Source organism: Cryobacterium sp. Y57, assembly GCF_002929505.1.
Taxonomy (GTDB): Bacteria; Actinomycetota; Actinomycetes; order Actinomycetales; family Microbacteriaceae; genus Cryobacterium.
In genome coordinates this window covers 1-14706 of record NZ_PJJL01000034.1, presented here as the reverse complement: position 1 = coordinate 14706, position 14706 = coordinate 1, and the positions used below count along the sequence as shown (strand labels likewise).

Sequence of the window (14706 nt, the reverse complement as noted above, 5' to 3'; positions counted from 1 at the left end):
GCGGTCAAACGAGAATGGGACACCGGGGCGCTGAACCAGGTCTGGGTGGGCGACATCACCTACCTGAGGACGTGGGAGGGATGCGTCTACTTGGCGACCGTGATCGACGCCCACAGCCGCCGAGTGATCGGCTGGGCCATCGCCACCCATATGAGGACCGACCTGATCCAGGATGCCCTCATGATGGCCATGACACTGCGCGGAGAGAGGCCAGGCACGTCATCTTCCACAGCGGCCGCGGCACCCAATATGCCTCGGCTCAGATCACCGCGTTCGCGATCAAGAATGGCATCACTCGCTCGATGGGATTGACCGGTATTTGCTGGGATAACTCGGTGGCTGAGAGCTTCTTCGCGACGCTGAAAACAGAGTTCTACTACCGCCGTGTTCGGCCCGTTCGCGACCGCGCCACCCGGGAAGTCGGAGCCTGGATCGAGAATCGCTACAACCGTCGACGCCGGCACTCCTCGATCGGGTAGATCAGCCCAGTCGACTTCGAACTGCAGCGCTCGTCAGACACCGCGGAAGTTCAACTCGCCGCTTAACCCGTGTCCACTAACCGGGGGCAAGGCCAGAACAATTGTCTGCATGAGCAACAGTTTGTGAACGGATGGTTTTATCCGGCGCGCACACCGTGCTCAACTCTGTCGCCCAGGGTACTGTCCACGTTGTGCAAGTACTCGAAGGTACGAAGCAGGACCGGTTCGCTGACACCGTTGAGAAGTTGGCCTACGATGTTGCTAACCAGCCGCTCCCGGGCAGCGTCGTCCATTATGTCGCGGACCAGAGTCCCAGCTTGGCCCCAATCGTCGTCCTCTGCGTGCAGCGTGGCGGCCGCACGCACCATGTCACCGTCGTTGTGCCATCCGGCCGGCTCACCGAAGCGCTCCGCGTCCGCGCTCGGTCCGCCTTGTGAGTTAGGCACGTAAGTCGGGTCCCCTGGGTTGTGATGCCGCATGTGGCCGTCTTTGGAATAGGATCGGACCTCGTTGTGCGGGGCATTGACCGGTAACTCGTTGTAGTTGGTGCCGATCCGCGCCCGGTGCGCATCCGGATACGCGAACATCCGGCCGAGCAACATTTTGTCAGGGCTCGGACCGATCCCCGGCACCATGTTGCTCACCTCGAACGCCGCCTGCTCGATCTCCGTGTGATAGTCACTCGGGTTGCGGTCAAGTGTCATGTGACCCACCTCAATCAGCGGGTAATCCTTCTGGGAGATAATCTTGGTGATATCGAACGGGTTGAATCGGTAATCGTTGGCGGCCTCAAAGGGCATGATCTGTATTTTCAGGGTCCAGCTCGGGTAGTCGCCGCGCTCAACGGCGTTGTGAAGGTCACGGGTGTGGAAATCCCCATCCGTTCCGGCCATCGCGTCCGCTTCAGACTGGGTGAAGAACTCAATACCCTGGTTAGTTTTGAAGTGATAGCGCACCCAGAACTGCTCACCTGCCGCGTTGACCCACATGTACGTGTGGCTGGAGAAACCGTCCATGTTCCGCCAGGTATGCGGGATGCCGCGGTCGCCCATCAGCCAAATGACTTGATGCGCAGATTCCGGTGAGAGGCTCCAGTAGTCCCACTGCATATTGTTGTCACGCAGGTTGGTGTCCGCGCGGCGTTTCTGCGAGCGAATAAAGTCCATGAACTTCATCGGATCACGCATGAAGAAGATCGGGGTGTTGTTGCCGACCATGTCATAGTTGCCCTCCTCGGTGTAGAACTTGATGGCGAATCCACGCGGGTCCCGCCACGTGTCGGGGCTTCCACGCTCGCCCGCCACCGTGGAGAACCTGATGAGCAGGTCGGTCTTACGTCCAGGCTGGAAAAGATCGGCCTTCGTATATGCGCTGACGTCATTCGTCACCTCGAAGTGGCCGAACGCTCCACCGCCCTTGGCATGAGGTTGCCGCTCAGGCACACGTTCGCGATTGAACTGCGCCATCTTCTCGATGGCGTAGTGATCTTGCAGGAGGATCGGACCGTCCGGGCCAACCGTCAACGAGTGTTCGTCGCTGGCTACCGGGATACCGGCATTGTTTGTCGTGAAGTTCTTACCTGACATTGTATTTTCCGTCCATTGGGCGATGTATTCGCGGAAGCCTCCGGAATCGATGCAACCTGTTCCGGTCATGTCGTGACGCTGTCAGTTGACGGCGATCACCACGTGAAAGCAGTCACCCCATACCACTCCTTTATTTGAGCGCCGTCAAGGACAGGCGCGGGGAAGCACTCACGAAAGCGAGGACTACTGGCGCCCGCATTAGACATGATGGAGCAATGCCCGTCATTCGTCGATACCATCCGACCGACCGGGGCAACGCATACCGGGCGTGCGTGATGACGGACACAAGCGGCGGAGACGCAACCCGCCTCCACATGAACAACAACGTGATATTAGACATCTTCGCCGGACCATACCGGGCTATCGAACCCGAACTGGCGTTCATCGTCGACACGGGCGACTGGATGACGGGATATGTGATCGCCACCGGCAACACTCGTCTGTCCGCCTGGCATTATCGCTAGGCATGGTTGCCGGCGTTCGCGGCGAAGCATCCGCGCGCCGCGCCTCCCTCGGGGCCACTCCGGCGGACCGCATGATCGATCTTGGTTACCAGCCTGAGCGGATGCTCATCAAAGAAATCGACAAATACCCGGCTCACCTGCACAACGATCTGCCGCCTGGATGGGTGCTGTCGTGCACGTCCACCCGAACATGATCGTGGTCGAGGCCAACGTGCGCAGCGAAACAGACCTGCTGCGTGAATTCGTCGGCAGTACCAAGCAGAACGGGGTTGTCTCCGATCCTCGCTCGCCGCGACGCTTAGGGCGCCGTGATTGTGCGGGCCGGTTAGAGCCGCACCCTCGCCGCCCGGAGAGCTAACTTCGGTGTGTGCTCGGCCCGATCCGCCCACGCCGACCCATCCGAGATCGCCGCAAACACGTCCTCATAGGACTCATCTGAATGTAGCGCCATTCCCGTCGCATAATACGCCATCGATTTTATCGGCAGCGAACGACGACGCTTCTCCGTGCGACCACACGAGGCGATCACCTCATCGACAACACCCGGTGTGAACACCGTCGTCATGACACCGATGGAGACCAGATCCGACAACCGGCGATCCGACTCAGGCTTTTTCCAACCAGTACGAGGCAGACCCAAAAACTACGCAAAGGAACCCTAATTGAACGGTATTGCGTTTGAGGGAAGAGCCTTGTAATTGGAGTGAAGTAGGGGCCAGAGTTTATTGACAGAGAATCCCGCCGAGGGGCGGCCTTCAATCGACGGAAGGCAGAATATTGGATAACAATGTTGATCGGAGTAGATCTGACCGAGGGCTAAGGCACACAAGGTGGACCGCAGTCGTAGGAATCGCCGCAGTGATGAGCGCCGTGCTGCTGGCGGGTATGCAGTCCGTTCCGCCGCCGGCATACGCCGCCGAGGCACCGGTGGGGCTGGGCACAGTGGGCACCTACGCGGTGCTAGGCGGGCAGGCAGTCACCAACACCGGCTCCAGCGTCCTTGGCGGGGATCTCGGGGTCAGCCCCGGCACCTCGATCCCGGGGTTTCCCCCTGGTCTTTATCGCGGAACCAAGCACGCCGCCGACGCGCAGGCTGCGCAGGCACAGTCCGATTTGTTGATCGCCTACGACGACGCCGCCGGTCGAGCTCCGACCGCTGGCGTCGCCGACGATTTAGTTGGACGAACGTTGACCGCTGGCGTCTACAAGTCCACCGGCCCGCTCGCGTTAAGTGGAACCCTGACGCTGGACGGCCAAGGCGACCCGAACGCGGTCTTCATCTTCCAGATCGCCTCCACCCTGATCACCGCCTCGGCCAGCAGCGTCACCATACTCAACGGCGCCCAGGCTTGCAACGTATACTGGCAAGTTGGTACTTCCGCGACGTTGGGCACGGCGTCCTCCTTCAAGGGGACGATCATGGCGCTGACGTCGATCGCGGTGAACACGAGCACGGTAGTCGAGGGCCGTGCACTGGCACGCAACGGCGAGGTCACCCTGAACAACAATGTCTTCACCATGCCGGGCTGCAACACTGGTACGGAGACGGCACCTGATACGGAGACGGCACCCACCGGTGCGGTCGCGGGCACCGGTGCGGACACGGCACCTGGTACGGAGACGGCACCCACCGGTGCGGTCGCGGGCACCGATGCGGAGGCAGCACCTGGTACGGAGACGGCACCCACCGGTGCGGTCGCGGGCACCGAATTCCACCTCGCCGCTACCGGCGTCAGCCCGTTGCTCAGCCGACAACTCGCCCTGGGCGCCGTGCTGCTCATCCTCGGGGGCTTGCTTCTCGTTGTTGGGCGTGCCCGGAAACGCTCCGGGGGCCTGCGGCAGTCCGAATGAGACGGGTGGCTCGATTCGCACCTTGACCGCTAACCTCTAAGGAATCAGCCGTACAGAACGGACCGCTCATGCACTTCAACCGGATCTGCGTCACCCTAATGCTTGCCGTTGTCTTGTTAGCAATACTGTTCGCAGCGGGATCCGGCTACACACGGGACGAGTCTGATGCAGCTAGCCGAGTCGTAGCCTCGCCAGGAGACAGGACAACGCCGTCTATCAGCGCGATGCAACAATTGTCGACGCTCGATAGTGCGGCGGCCTACGAACTGCGGATGTTGTCGCTTATCAACGCCCGCCGCATGGGGGCCGGGATCGCGCCGTTGACGCTGCGCGAATGCCCGGACGGTTTCGCCAACCGGTGGTCGCCGGTCATGGCCGGCAACGGCTCGTTATCGCACCAGAATTTGGAGCCCATCCTGAGCAGTTGTAGCGTCCGCACCGTCGGCGAGAACGTTGGCATGAATAGCCGCCAAGACGCGGACACGATGTTCACGGCCTTCATGGCCTCGCCGCCGCACGCGGCCAACATCCTCGATTGCCGTTTTACCGCTGTGGGCATCGGAGCCTACCGCGACACTAACGGAACATGGTGGGTCACCCAAGACTTCGTCGGTTGAGACTTTGCTGATTCGGGTTGGCGACGATGAGCTCTCGATTTGGGAAGTGCTCGCGAAATCGCTGGCTCCGCCTCGGGCACTTTGACGTGCTGGAGGGATGGGTTATGAGTTGTCCTTATCTGCACGCACGGAGGTCACAAGGAAGCAAGGGCGCGCCCATGCGTCGGCGTCTAAGAAGGGCACGGGTGAGATCTCCGAGCCAGGGCCTGTCGGCGAGGTTAGCTGGTCACGGGCCATTGCCCGCCGGCAGCTAGATGCGGCCTTGACCAAGCATGGGCTGGCACGGCTGTGTAGCATCGTTCTAATACCGTTCAGTTAATTATTCTCGTGTTACGTTGTGGTTGTGGCGCGTACAGGTTGGGTAAAGCCGGTCTCGGATCGACGCTTGTCGGATTTGGTATCGGTGGGTTTGTTGACTCGCGTCTTTCCGGCAAATGTCATTGACGAGGTGGTCAGCGCGGCGGGGCGAACTGAGCAGCGTAACCGGGCGTTGCCGGCTCGGGTGATGGCGTATTTCGCGATTGGGATGGGGCTGTATACGGAAGCGTCCTACGAGGATGTGTATGCTCAGCTGACGGATGGGCTGTCGTGGTCGTCTGGATGGTGCGAGACGTACGCACCGCCGTCGAAGTCGGCCATTTTTCAGGCGCGTCGACGGCTGGGGTTTGAACCGGTCCGGGACCTGTTTACCCGCGTCGCACAGCCGCTGGCCGAGCCTGACACTCCGGGGTCCTGGTTGGCAGGGCGCCGTGTGATGTCCATCGATGGAACAATCCTGGATCTGGCCAACAGCGTCGTAAACGCTGAGTTCTTTGGCCGGCCACCGGTCAGTCGCAGGGAGCAATCTGCTTTTCCGCAGGCACGGTTGGTCGCATTAGCTGAGTGCGGAACGCATGCCATTCTGGACGCGGTGATGGGCCCGTGCACGACGTCAGAAATTGAACTCTCCCGTGAGCTCGCCGGCCGTTTCACACCGGGCATGCTGGTTCTGGCCGACCGCGGCTTCTACGGCTTCCAGCTGTGGGCACAAGCAGCAGCGACGGGAGCTGACCTGCTCTGGCGGGTCAAGACGAACCTCCGCCTCCGGCATCAGGAGCCCCTCGCTGACGGGTCCTGGCTGGCGACGATCATCCCGACCTCCGGCACGGGACGGCAGTCGACAACACCGTTGACGGTTCGCGTCGTGGACTACACGATCAACAACGGGCACGACAATTCTGACTCCTACCGAGTGCTGACCACGATCCTGGATCCGGCCGAGGCTTCGGCCGAAGAACTCGCCACGGTGTATTCCGAACGGTGGGAGATTGAGTCGGTGTTTGACGAATTGAAAACCCACCAGCGCGGCCCGCACATGGTGATGCGATCCAAATCTCCCGACCTGGTCAAACAGGAAATCTGGGGCCACCTGTGCTGCCACTACGCGATCCGCACTCTCATGGCCGACGTCGCCCAACACGCACGCCGGGACCCTGACCGGGTTTCCTTCGTCGCCGCACTTCGCATCGCCCGCCGCTCAGTCGGTCAGGGCGCTTTCCCCCCCTCCACGCCCTGATCACCCCACGGCCACCTGGCACAGTGTGGGCCCTGGCCCTGTTGTGTGGACACCTCACAAGAGAGAATGTTCACTATGGCAAGATCACGTCGGGACTTCACCCCTGAGTACAAAGACGAGGCCGTGAAGCTGGTCGTCACCACCGGCAAAGCGGTCGCAACCGTCGCCCGCGAGCTCGGTATCAACGAGGCCACGTTGGGCCGGTGGGTGATGGCGTTCAAGGCCCGCAACGAGACCGGACAAGCCGAGGTGACGGAGTCCGAGAGGGCCGAGCTGCTGCGGCTGCGGAAGGAAAACGCGGATCTGAAGATGGACAGGGCGTTTCTAAAAAAAGCGTCCATCTTCTTCGCCCAGGAAGCCTCGGATACGAACGGCAAGCGTTCGAACTGATGCTGGCGGAGAAGACCAACTTCACCATCACCCGCATGGTCCGCCTCCTTGAGGTCTCCCGCTCTGGCTACTATGCGTGGATCGACCGCGCACCCTCGCCGGCGGCGATCCGGCGGGAACTCATCGAACAGAAAGTCGCCTTTTTCCATGGCGATTCTGACGAGGTCTACGGGGCCTCGCGGATCCTCGTCGACCTGCGCGCAGACGGGGAGATCATCTCCCGCAAAACGGTGGCCAGGACCATGAAACGCCTGGGTTTGGCGGGGATCTGCCCGAAGAAATGGAAGACGACCACGATCATCGACCACGCTGACGCCTACCCAGTGGACGCCGTAAAACGGCAGTGGGACACTGGGGCGCTGAACCAGGTCTGGGTCGGCGATATTACCTATTTGAGGACGTAGGAGGGCTGGGTGTATTTGGCGACCGTCGTCGACGCCCACAGCCGCCGCGTCATCGGCTGGGCTATCGCCGATCACATGCGCACCGGCCTCATCCAGGACGCCCTCAAGATGGCCATGGTGCTGCGTGGGGACCGCCGGGCGACCGTGATTTTCACAGCGACCGCGGCACCCAATACGCCTCGGCACAGATCGCAGACTTCGCTTTGGCACATGGCATCACTCGCTCGATGGGATTGACCGGTATTTGCTGGGACAACGCGATGGCCGAGAGCTTCTGAGCGACGCTGAAAACCGAGTTTTACTACAGTCGGATCTGGCCCACCCGGGCCCGAGCAATCCGAGACGTCGCGATGTGGATCGAGGACCGCTACAACCGTCGCCGTCGCCGCTCCTCGATCGGGCATGTCACGCCTGTGGACTTCGAGCTGCGATACTCGTCACAGGCCGCAGAGATCCAACTCGCCGCTTAACCCGTGTCCACTCTCCGGGGTCAAAGCCAGTGCGTACTCGACCCCATCCGACGGCTGAATCCCGCTCGCCGACGGTCAAACCCTCGAGTCATCAATGGCAAGGTCTCGGAATGACCCGCCAAACGCCTCCACCACGCACATTGGCCACAACCCCGCAACAAACCAGAAATCACATTCGAGCATTTAACTGAACGGTACTAAGGATAAGTGAGAAAAAACCTAACACTCGTAACGGTTGCAGCAGTATGACGAGCCTCACGCGCACAGAATAAGCATGCATCCTGTGCAGGTCACGGGATTCAAACATGAGGAAATACAGCTGGCGCAACAGTCCCTGGGAGAGAGCCAGCCCGCTTCGTCGCAGTGGTGTCCTCGACCCCGTCGATCGCGCCACGCGTCTCCTCATCATCGTCCCGTCGAGCAGCAGGATCGACGCGGAAAGCAAGCAGTACCTCCGCGAACGCGAGACGCTAGCGTTCACTGCCGGAGAGCATGACGCCGTCCTCGCCGATCATTGCATCGAGTCAGGCCGGGACGCACTCTTCTCGTGCCACGGTGGACGGACCGCGGCTCAGGGTTTCGCCAGGTGTCGATAGATCGTGGGCCGGGTGGCGTCGAATTCCTCGGCTATGTGCTGGATGGTGCGGGCTCGCTTGCCGTCGGCGTTTTTCTCTTCATACGTGTCGCAGGCCAGTCTGACCTGGTGGCGTCCAAGTTTGGGTTTCTGCACGCCGGTTCGCTCGCGGGCCTGAGCCGCGGCGAGTCCCGCGCGGGTTCGTGCGGACATCAATGCGTGCTGGAACTCGGCGATCGAGCCGAGGATCTGGAAGAACATCCGTCTGGTGATGAGAGACGTGTCGATGCCTTGGTTCGAGACCACCAAGTCAACGCCCCGTGCCTCGAAGGTGTTGGATAATTCGTTGAGGTTTTCCAGTGGCCTGCCCAGCCGGTCGAGTTTGGTCACGGCGAGCTGATCGCCAGTCCGGTTGGCTGAGAGTAAAGCTTTGACGAGTTCGGGCCGGCGGGCGAGTTTTCCCGAGGCAGTATCGAGGCAGGCCTGTTCGCTGCCGGTCCCAGTCAGGGCATCGTGTTGGGCTTCGGAGTACTGGTTCCGCGTGGAGACCCGGCTGTATCCAATTTTCATACCACCGACGCATCACCAACCCGGTAGCGAGTTACAGAGGCGCGTACACGGCGAACACTACAAAACTCGCCGCGTAATTCCGTGACTCGCTGCGGTGTGAGATCTAAGCGTGCCGACGCAAACCAAGCAAGCTCGATGACCGGCAGCTTGCCGCTGTCGTTAAGGAACGCTGACGGAAGAACTGGAGTCCGCAGCAGATCGGTGACGATCTCGCAGTCTCGTTCGCCGGCCAGGACGAACTGCAGGTATCTCACGCGACGATCTTCACGGTTGCGTCCTGTCGTTGCCGACCGGCGCGCGAGCGATTAAAGCAGATAGCCTGTTTTAGGAGGACAGCGGTGGTCGTCTACGAGTGCAAGTCTTCGTAACAGTGCAAACCGCACGGTTCCTTGGACCCAATCTATTTATGGAAAACAAATCGCTCCCCGGTCACGATCACGCACGACCACCGAGGGAAAGGAAGTATTAATGAGCACAGCCACGATCGATAACAAACCCATCATCCCCGAAAAAATCAAGCCGTTCACCGCCACGATCATTGTGCGCCGGTTCAACCCGGAGGTCGACGAAGAACCGCACTGGCAGGACTTCGACGTGCAGCTCTACCCGACCGACCGCCTGCTCGACGCGCTGCACAAGATCAAGTGGGAACAGGATGGCTCGTTGACCTTCCGTCGTTCCTGCGCCCACGGCGTCTGCGGCTCGGATGCCATGCGCATCAACGGCCGCAACCGTCTCGCCTGCAAGACGCTCATGAAGGACCTCGACGTCATGAAGCCCATCTACGTGGAGGCCATCAAGGGCCTGCCTCTGGAAAAGGACCTCATCGTTGACATGGAGCCGTTCTTCGACTCCTTCAAGGAAATGCAGCCGTTCATGATGAACAGCGTTAAGCCAGAAAAAGGCAAGGAGCGCATTCAGACGGTTGCCCAGCGCGCCCGCTTTGACGACTCCACAAAGTGCATTCTATGTGCCGCCTGCACTACCGCCTGCCCGGTGTTCTGGACCGACGGTCAGTACTTCGGTCCGGCCGCGATCGTTGCAGCACACCGCTTCATCTTCGACTCACGCGACGATGGTACCCAAGTGCGCCTCGACATTCTCAACGACAAAGAGGGCGTGTGGCGTTGCCGCACGACCTTCAACTGCACGGACGCCTGCCCCCGGGGAATTAAAGTGACCCAGGCCATCGCCGAGGTCAAACAAGCCATCTTGACCGGCAAGGTGTAAGCACAAGCAAACTGGCAGCGCCGCTTGGGTCACGGTGTCGGCGGCTGGTCTAAGACTAAGTGGATCTGTTGATCTGTTCGTCTAGTAAGCGGTGTCTTTGGCGCGACGCTGTCACCTGCTGCGCGCTTCAGCTCTTCTTCCAGATCTTGGAAGTAAGAGACTTCCTTCTTAATACTCACGGCCTCGCGCGACGAATATCCGGTGGCCTCCAACTCGTCCCAGATGTCCGAATAGGCACGGGAATACTCGGCTACAGCTGCGTAAAAAGCAGCTCTACGCGGCTCGTTCCGCTCTACGACCGCCTTGTTATCGAGGTTTCTGGCGCAAAAGTAGTTCCGGTAATCAAGTGTGCGTTTAGGCGGGGAAACTGGCTCGCACAGCTCACGAATCGCTTCCGTCGCTGTCTCTAGCGCCGAGCGGTAATCCTTCAGTCGATTCTTCACCACGTCAGCCCATCCTTTGCGAAGTCAATCCTTAAAACCTACTCCAGCAAGCTGGCTGGGTCGGAGGCCACCCAATGTTCCAGCACGCGCAATGGAACAGACCACTGCGACAGCCGGCTTAGCTCAACGATTGGCGGCCGCACCCAGGTTAATCGTCGAACAACCCGCAAGAGCTTTAATCAATTCTTCGAAGGGTTGAGTCCCCAGCCGGAGCGGGAGCGAAGTGTTTACAACCCCGAGTACGAGTGCACGCCCTTGGAGAACACGTTCACGACGCCGAAGTTGACCATGACGGCGGCGAAACCGATGATTGCCAGCCAGGCCGCCCAGAGGTCTAAGTAGTAATGGAACGAAAACATCCGCTAAGTTTGGAGCCGTTCAGTCTTGGCGGTTCGGATCGCGCAGCGGCAGTGTTAGGTCTTCTGAACGGTGATGGTCCAGGCGGCATCGCCGACGCGGTCAAAATTGGTGACCGGGTAGCCTTCCTCCGCGGCCCAGCGTGGCAAGGCATCCGTCGCCTGGGTGCAGTCGAAATTGATGACCAGCTCATCGCCCAGATCGAGCAGGGCAATGGCTTCCTTGGCCTCAACGATAGGGAACGGGCAGACCTGACCATCGGTTTCAAGTACGTGAACTGCCATGGTGAATCTCCTTATTTTGCGGTGAATTGTCGAACTGGAACGTGGGGCCGGGCGATAGATGCTAGCGGCGAACGGATACCCGTGCGGTGCGGTGGCCGGGTGCCGTCTGGCTGGGCGAGCCCGGTGCTGCAGCTCCCTGCCCTGCCCCCTCCCGAGCCGCGGCATTGCGGGCAGAGCGGGCCTTGGATGGCCCGGTGATGAAAAGCCGGGTGGCGGCGCCGGTTCCGAGGATCATAAAGCCGAAGGCCATCCAGCCTTGCAGCTGGAAGGAAGCCGTGTTGACCATCGCATTGCCGATGGTGCAACCGCCAGCCAGGCTGGCGCTGATACCCATGAGGGCTCCGCCGGCGATGCTGCGAACGGTGGTGACGGCATCCGGAATTCGAATACGGAATTCTCCGCTGCCCTTGGCGGCAATGAACGCGCCGGTGAGGATTCCAATCACCAGATAGACACCCCAGTCGATGACCTCAGCGTCGCCGCTGACGAAATAGTTGACGATGTTTGACGACGGGCCGGTGATTCCGAGACCCGCTTCACGGCCGGTAGCCCAGCTCAGCGGCCAGGCCAGAATTGCCAGCGCGGCGATCACGAGCGCGGTCGTGAACTCGCCCCACTGCTTCTCGAAGATGATGTGGGCGATGCCGCGTTTGCGGGGCGGCAGGGTGGCCAGGTGAGCTCCCGGGCGTTTGCGTAGGTGATGCCGGGTCAACAAACCAACCGCGCTGGCCAGCACGGCGATCAGGAGCCAGGGCGAGACGCCAAGCAGCCCGTGCACGGTTGAAGCTTCCACCGTCACGCTGCGCAAGCCGGATACCCCGGTCGCCAGCACGCCGGTCTTCGAGATCGCGGAGAACAGTGCATAGAAGATCAACGCCAGCCAGCTGCCTACCAGGCTCTCACCGGCCCGGTAGTAGGTGCCCGTGGCGCAGCTTCCTGCGAGCACGATGGCGAAGCCGAAGAGGAAAGCGCCGAGAACCGTGGCGAGCCAGGGAAAGGCACTGGACGACAGCGAGATTACGCCGACGGCGTCCAGGGTGAAGACGCCGATGCTCTGCACGGCGATCACGATGAGAAAGGCCGTAAGCCAGCGCGTGTTGCCGGTGACACAGAAACGACCGCGTTGCATCGCAAAGCCCAGGGCAATGCCCTACCCCAAACCGGTGAGAAGCATGTCGTATCCCCCTTCGTCGCGGCCTTCACGAAGTCAGGAAGACCCTATCGACGCTACGACTCATCGTCGGATCAGCACCGCAGAAGTCGCTCGGTGACCCTGTGAGACGACACATCTGACTGCTCCGAAGTTAAGCGCTACGCATCGTCAGCATGAACCCGCAAAAAAACGATCTTTTTTTGGCTCTCCTTACACAGTTGCGGGTTATTTTCGGCTGGAGAGGGAGGATGCGTTGTCTCTGAGGTTGAGGCTAGCCAGGGCGATGGGGCTTTGGTGGCGGCATCGATGGCGACCGGGGCGATGAATCTGATCTTCGTGTTCACGGATTCGATGCCTCCACGTTGCGGCGCGACGAGCCTAATTTTTATAGAATTTGGGTGCAGTGCGACCAAATCCAGTTCGGTGTGATTCCCGTGGAAATCTACCTGGCCCAGACTGCCCCGCGACGGCGTAACAATCCCCGCCGCGAGGAGGCGAGGGAAAGGCGTGCAATAGAGTTCGATTATCCGGTGGACGCTTCACCTGCAGTTTGCTGCATTGCCACCAACACTGAAGTGGACACCTGATGGCTGAAGTTCGCGCACGTTCCAGTCGATTCCAGCGATTAGACGCGCTTCCGTTCACCCGGGAGCACCGCAGTATGCTCGTGGGTTCCGGCCTGGGCTGGGCCCTGGATGCGATGGACGTCGGGCTCATCTCCTTCGTCCTAGCCCAATTGGCAGTGCAATGGAATACCACAGACGCGGAACTGTCCTGGATCGCATCTGCCGGGTTCATCGGCATGGCCATTGGCGCTGTCCTCGGCGGTTTGCTGGCCGACCGCATCGGTCGACGCCATGTTTTCGCACTCACTCTGCTCGTCTACGGCGTCGGGACGGGAGCGTCGGCATTGTCCGGTTCCGTGGCCGTACTCATCGCCTGGCGATTCGTCGTAGGGCTCGGTCTCGGCGGTGAGCTTCCGGTCGCCTCGACGCTCGTGAGCGAATTCGCGCCGCCACGAATTCGTGGCCGCATCATCGTCTTCCTCGAATCGTTCTGGGCCATCGGCTGGACCCTTTCCGCCGTGATCGGGTTTCTCGTTGTACCGTCTTCGGCCGACGGATGGCGCTGGGCGCTGGCTATTGGAGCGGCTCCGGCCGTGTACGCGGTGGTCGTGCGGCTGCGGCTGCCGGAGTCGGTTCGTTTCCTCGAGTCGCGTGGCCGCTTCCAGGAGGCAGAGTCGACCGTCCGACGCTTCGAAAAGGCCGCTGGAGTCACCGCTACACCCGATGATTTGGCACTGCCTGCGACGACGAGTCCAAGGCTGACCATTCCCGCGGCCAAAACACGCGTCACCGCGCTGTGGTCGCCTGGCCTGCGTCGCCGAACCAGTGCGTTGTGGCTCGTCTGGTTCTGCGTAAATTTCTCCTACTACGGCGCCTTTATCTGGCTTCCGACCATCCTGGTCGCGTCGGGATTCTCCCTCGTTCGCTCCTTCGCGTACACGCTCATCATCACCGTGGCGCAACTGCCGGGATACGCTGCTTCGGCGTACCTGATTGAACGGTGGGGGCGGCGGCGGACCCTCGCCATGTTCCTCATCGGCTCGGCACTCTCGGCGGCGCTTTTCGGAGTTGCCGGAGACACCATTCAGGTGATCGGCGCCGGCATGCTGCTCTCTTTCTTCAACCTCGGTGCATGGGGAGCGCTGTATGCCGTGACTCCCGAGCTCTATCCCACCCGCATCCGAGCCACCGGGGCAGGATGGGCAGCCGGCATCGGGCGGATCGCCGCAATCCTGGCGCCGCTGGCCGTGCTGTCACTTCGCGAAACAGGCGGGACAGGCCTCCTATTCGCGGTGTTTGCTATGTTCTTCGTAGTTGCGGCCCTTAGCGCTTTCGGACTCCCCGAAAAACAGGGCGAAGCCCTCGAGGATTGAAACAGTATGGACGCCAGCCATCTGGTCGAGCAAAGGCCGCCAGAGGTCGGCATTCTGTACGCCGCCCCTGTCTCTCTCAATAGTTTCGGACTTTGATGTCCTAAACCGGGAAGCGGTGGGCATTCATGAAAGTGCACCCGAAATAATCCAACAGCTAACTCTTGCTTACGCCACGTGAATTCAGGCCAAACTGCGAAAGCCCACCATGAGCTGAGGGTCACGTCCCGCTGGGTGGTGTAATTCCTCGTCACCGTGCGGATCAGTTTGTTTAGTTTAGGCGGCAGCGAGTTCGGGGAGAATCACCGCCTCGTCGATGACCTCGACGGGGTTGTTCATGGTG

General features: G+C 60.8%; 21 protein-coding genes. 13 read left to right on the top strand and 8 right to left on the bottom strand.

What is annotated here, in order from left to right; genetic code table 11:
- On the top strand, window positions 1–312 hold a 312-nt coding region (locus tag CXY72_RS19410; protein ID WP_158252409.1), incomplete at its 5' end, for a DDE-type integrase/transposase/recombinase.
- Between the two features lie 23 nt (window positions 313–335).
- Complete coding sequence (locus CXY72_RS19405) at window positions 336–479, top strand: integrase core domain-containing protein (protein WP_233197571.1); 144 nt, start codon at window positions 336–338, stop codon at window positions 477–479.
- A gap of 137 nt (window positions 480–616) precedes the next feature.
- On the opposite strand, the gene CXY72_RS00715 is transcribed toward CXY72_RS19405, so the two are convergent.
- On the bottom strand, window positions 617–2065 hold the full coding sequence (locus CXY72_RS00715; RefSeq protein WP_104125817.1) for a catalase: 1449 nt from the start codon (window positions 2063–2065) through the stop codon (window positions 617–619).
- A 275-nt stretch (window positions 2066–2340) separates the two neighbouring features.
- Between CXY72_RS00715 and CXY72_RS00710 the strand changes: the two genes are divergently transcribed.
- Window positions 2341–2529 carry a hypothetical protein gene (locus CXY72_RS00710; RefSeq protein WP_158252407.1) on the top strand — a complete coding sequence of 63 codons (189 nt, stop codon included), beginning with the start codon at window positions 2341–2343 and terminating at the stop codon, window positions 2527–2529.
- Between the two features lie 2 nt (window positions 2530–2531).
- Window positions 2532–2723 (top strand): hypothetical protein, encoded by a 192-nt coding sequence (locus CXY72_RS00705; protein ID WP_104125815.1) that lies wholly within the window; start codon window positions 2532–2534, stop codon window positions 2721–2723.
- A 131-nt stretch (window positions 2724–2854) separates the two neighbouring features.
- On the opposite strand, the gene CXY72_RS00700 is transcribed toward CXY72_RS00705, so the two are convergent.
- The gene (locus CXY72_RS00700; RefSeq protein WP_104125814.1) at window positions 2855–3121 is read right to left on the bottom strand and encodes a transposase domain-containing protein; all 267 of its coding nucleotides are present in this window, start codon (window positions 3119–3121) and stop codon (window positions 2855–2857) included.
- Between the two features lie 269 nt (window positions 3122–3390).
- On the opposite strand from CXY72_RS00700, the gene CXY72_RS00695 reads away from it, so the two are divergent.
- From CXY72_RS00695 to CXY72_RS20455, 7 genes are all read left to right on the top strand, one after another.
- Window positions 3391–4380 carry an ice-binding family protein gene (locus tag CXY72_RS00695; protein WP_199183892.1) on the top strand — a complete coding sequence of 330 codons (990 nt, stop codon included), beginning with the start codon at window positions 3391–3393 and terminating at the stop codon, window positions 4378–4380.
- Window positions 4381–4604: 224 nt separating this feature from the next.
- Window positions 4605–4997, top strand: coding sequence for a CAP domain-containing protein (locus tag CXY72_RS00690; protein ID WP_158252405.1), 393 nt, complete (start codon window positions 4605–4607; stop codon window positions 4995–4997).
- Between the two features lie 343 nt (window positions 4998–5340).
- Window positions 5341–6552 carry an IS4 family transposase gene (locus CXY72_RS00685; protein WP_104125819.1) on the top strand — a complete coding sequence of 404 codons (1212 nt, stop codon included), beginning with the start codon at window positions 5341–5343 and terminating at the stop codon, window positions 6550–6552.
- A gap of 66 nt (window positions 6553–6618) precedes the next feature.
- A complete protein-coding gene (locus CXY72_RS00680) occupies window positions 6619–6942 on the top strand; it encodes a transposase (protein ID WP_104125812.1) in 324 nt (107 codons plus the stop codon).
- Window positions 6942–7346 (top strand): IS3 family transposase, encoded by a 405-nt coding sequence (locus tag CXY72_RS00675; RefSeq protein ID WP_104125811.1) that lies wholly within the window; start codon window positions 6942–6944, stop codon window positions 7344–7346. Before CXY72_RS00680 ends, CXY72_RS00675 begins: the two co-directional genes overlap by 1 nt.
- Before the next feature lie 9 nt (window positions 7347–7355).
- The gene (locus CXY72_RS00670; RefSeq protein ID WP_146070983.1) at window positions 7356–7583 is read left to right on the top strand and encodes a DDE-type integrase/transposase/recombinase; all 228 of its coding nucleotides are present in this window, start codon (window positions 7356–7358) and stop codon (window positions 7581–7583) included.
- Between the two features lie 47 nt (window positions 7584–7630).
- On the top strand, window positions 7631–7816 hold the full coding sequence (locus tag CXY72_RS20455; protein WP_146070985.1) for an IS3 family transposase: 186 nt from the start codon (window positions 7631–7633) through the stop codon (window positions 7814–7816).
- Between the two features lie 571 nt (window positions 7817–8387).
- Here CXY72_RS20455 and CXY72_RS00660 read toward each other — a convergent pair.
- Both CXY72_RS00660 and CXY72_RS19070 read right to left on the bottom strand, forming a co-directional pair.
- Window positions 8388–8960, bottom strand: coding sequence for a recombinase family protein (locus tag CXY72_RS00660; RefSeq protein WP_104125808.1), 573 nt, complete (start codon window positions 8958–8960; stop codon window positions 8388–8390).
- Complete coding sequence (locus CXY72_RS19070; RefSeq protein WP_146070982.1) at window positions 8957–9214, bottom strand: hypothetical protein; 258 nt, start codon at window positions 9212–9214, stop codon at window positions 8957–8959. Before CXY72_RS19070 ends, CXY72_RS00660 begins: the two co-directional genes overlap by 4 nt.
- A gap of 214 nt (window positions 9215–9428) precedes the next feature.
- On the opposite strand from CXY72_RS19070, the gene CXY72_RS00655 reads away from it, so the two are divergent.
- Complete coding sequence (locus tag CXY72_RS00655; RefSeq protein ID WP_104125807.1) at window positions 9429–10190, top strand: succinate dehydrogenase iron-sulfur subunit; 762 nt, start codon at window positions 9429–9431, stop codon at window positions 10188–10190.
- 29 nt (window positions 10191–10219) lie between these two features.
- On the opposite strand, the gene CXY72_RS00650 is transcribed toward CXY72_RS00655, so the two are convergent.
- From CXY72_RS00650 to CXY72_RS00635, 4 genes are all read right to left on the bottom strand, one after another.
- Window positions 10220–10636, bottom strand: a complete 417-nt coding sequence (locus tag CXY72_RS00650; protein WP_104125806.1) for a hypothetical protein — start codon at window positions 10634–10636, stop codon at window positions 10220–10222.
- 224 nt (window positions 10637–10860) lie between these two features.
- Window positions 10861–10992, bottom strand: a complete 132-nt coding sequence (locus CXY72_RS00645) for a hypothetical protein (protein WP_370446181.1) — start codon at window positions 10990–10992, stop codon at window positions 10861–10863.
- Window positions 10993–11046: 54 nt separating this feature from the next.
- On the bottom strand, window positions 11047–11274 hold the full coding sequence (locus CXY72_RS00640; RefSeq protein WP_104125805.1) for a sulfurtransferase TusA family protein: 228 nt from the start codon (window positions 11272–11274) through the stop codon (window positions 11047–11049).
- Window positions 11275–11335: 61 nt separating this feature from the next.
- Window positions 11336–12403 carry a YeeE/YedE family protein gene (locus CXY72_RS00635; protein WP_233197569.1) on the bottom strand — a complete coding sequence of 356 codons (1068 nt, stop codon included), beginning with the start codon at window positions 12401–12403 and terminating at the stop codon, window positions 11336–11338.
- 610 nt (window positions 12404–13013) lie between these two features.
- Here CXY72_RS00635 and CXY72_RS00630 point away from each other — a divergent pair.
- Window positions 13014–14366, top strand: coding sequence for an MFS transporter (locus CXY72_RS00630; RefSeq protein ID WP_104125804.1), 1353 nt, complete (start codon window positions 13014–13016; stop codon window positions 14364–14366).
- Window positions 14367–14706: the final 340 nt, after the last annotated feature.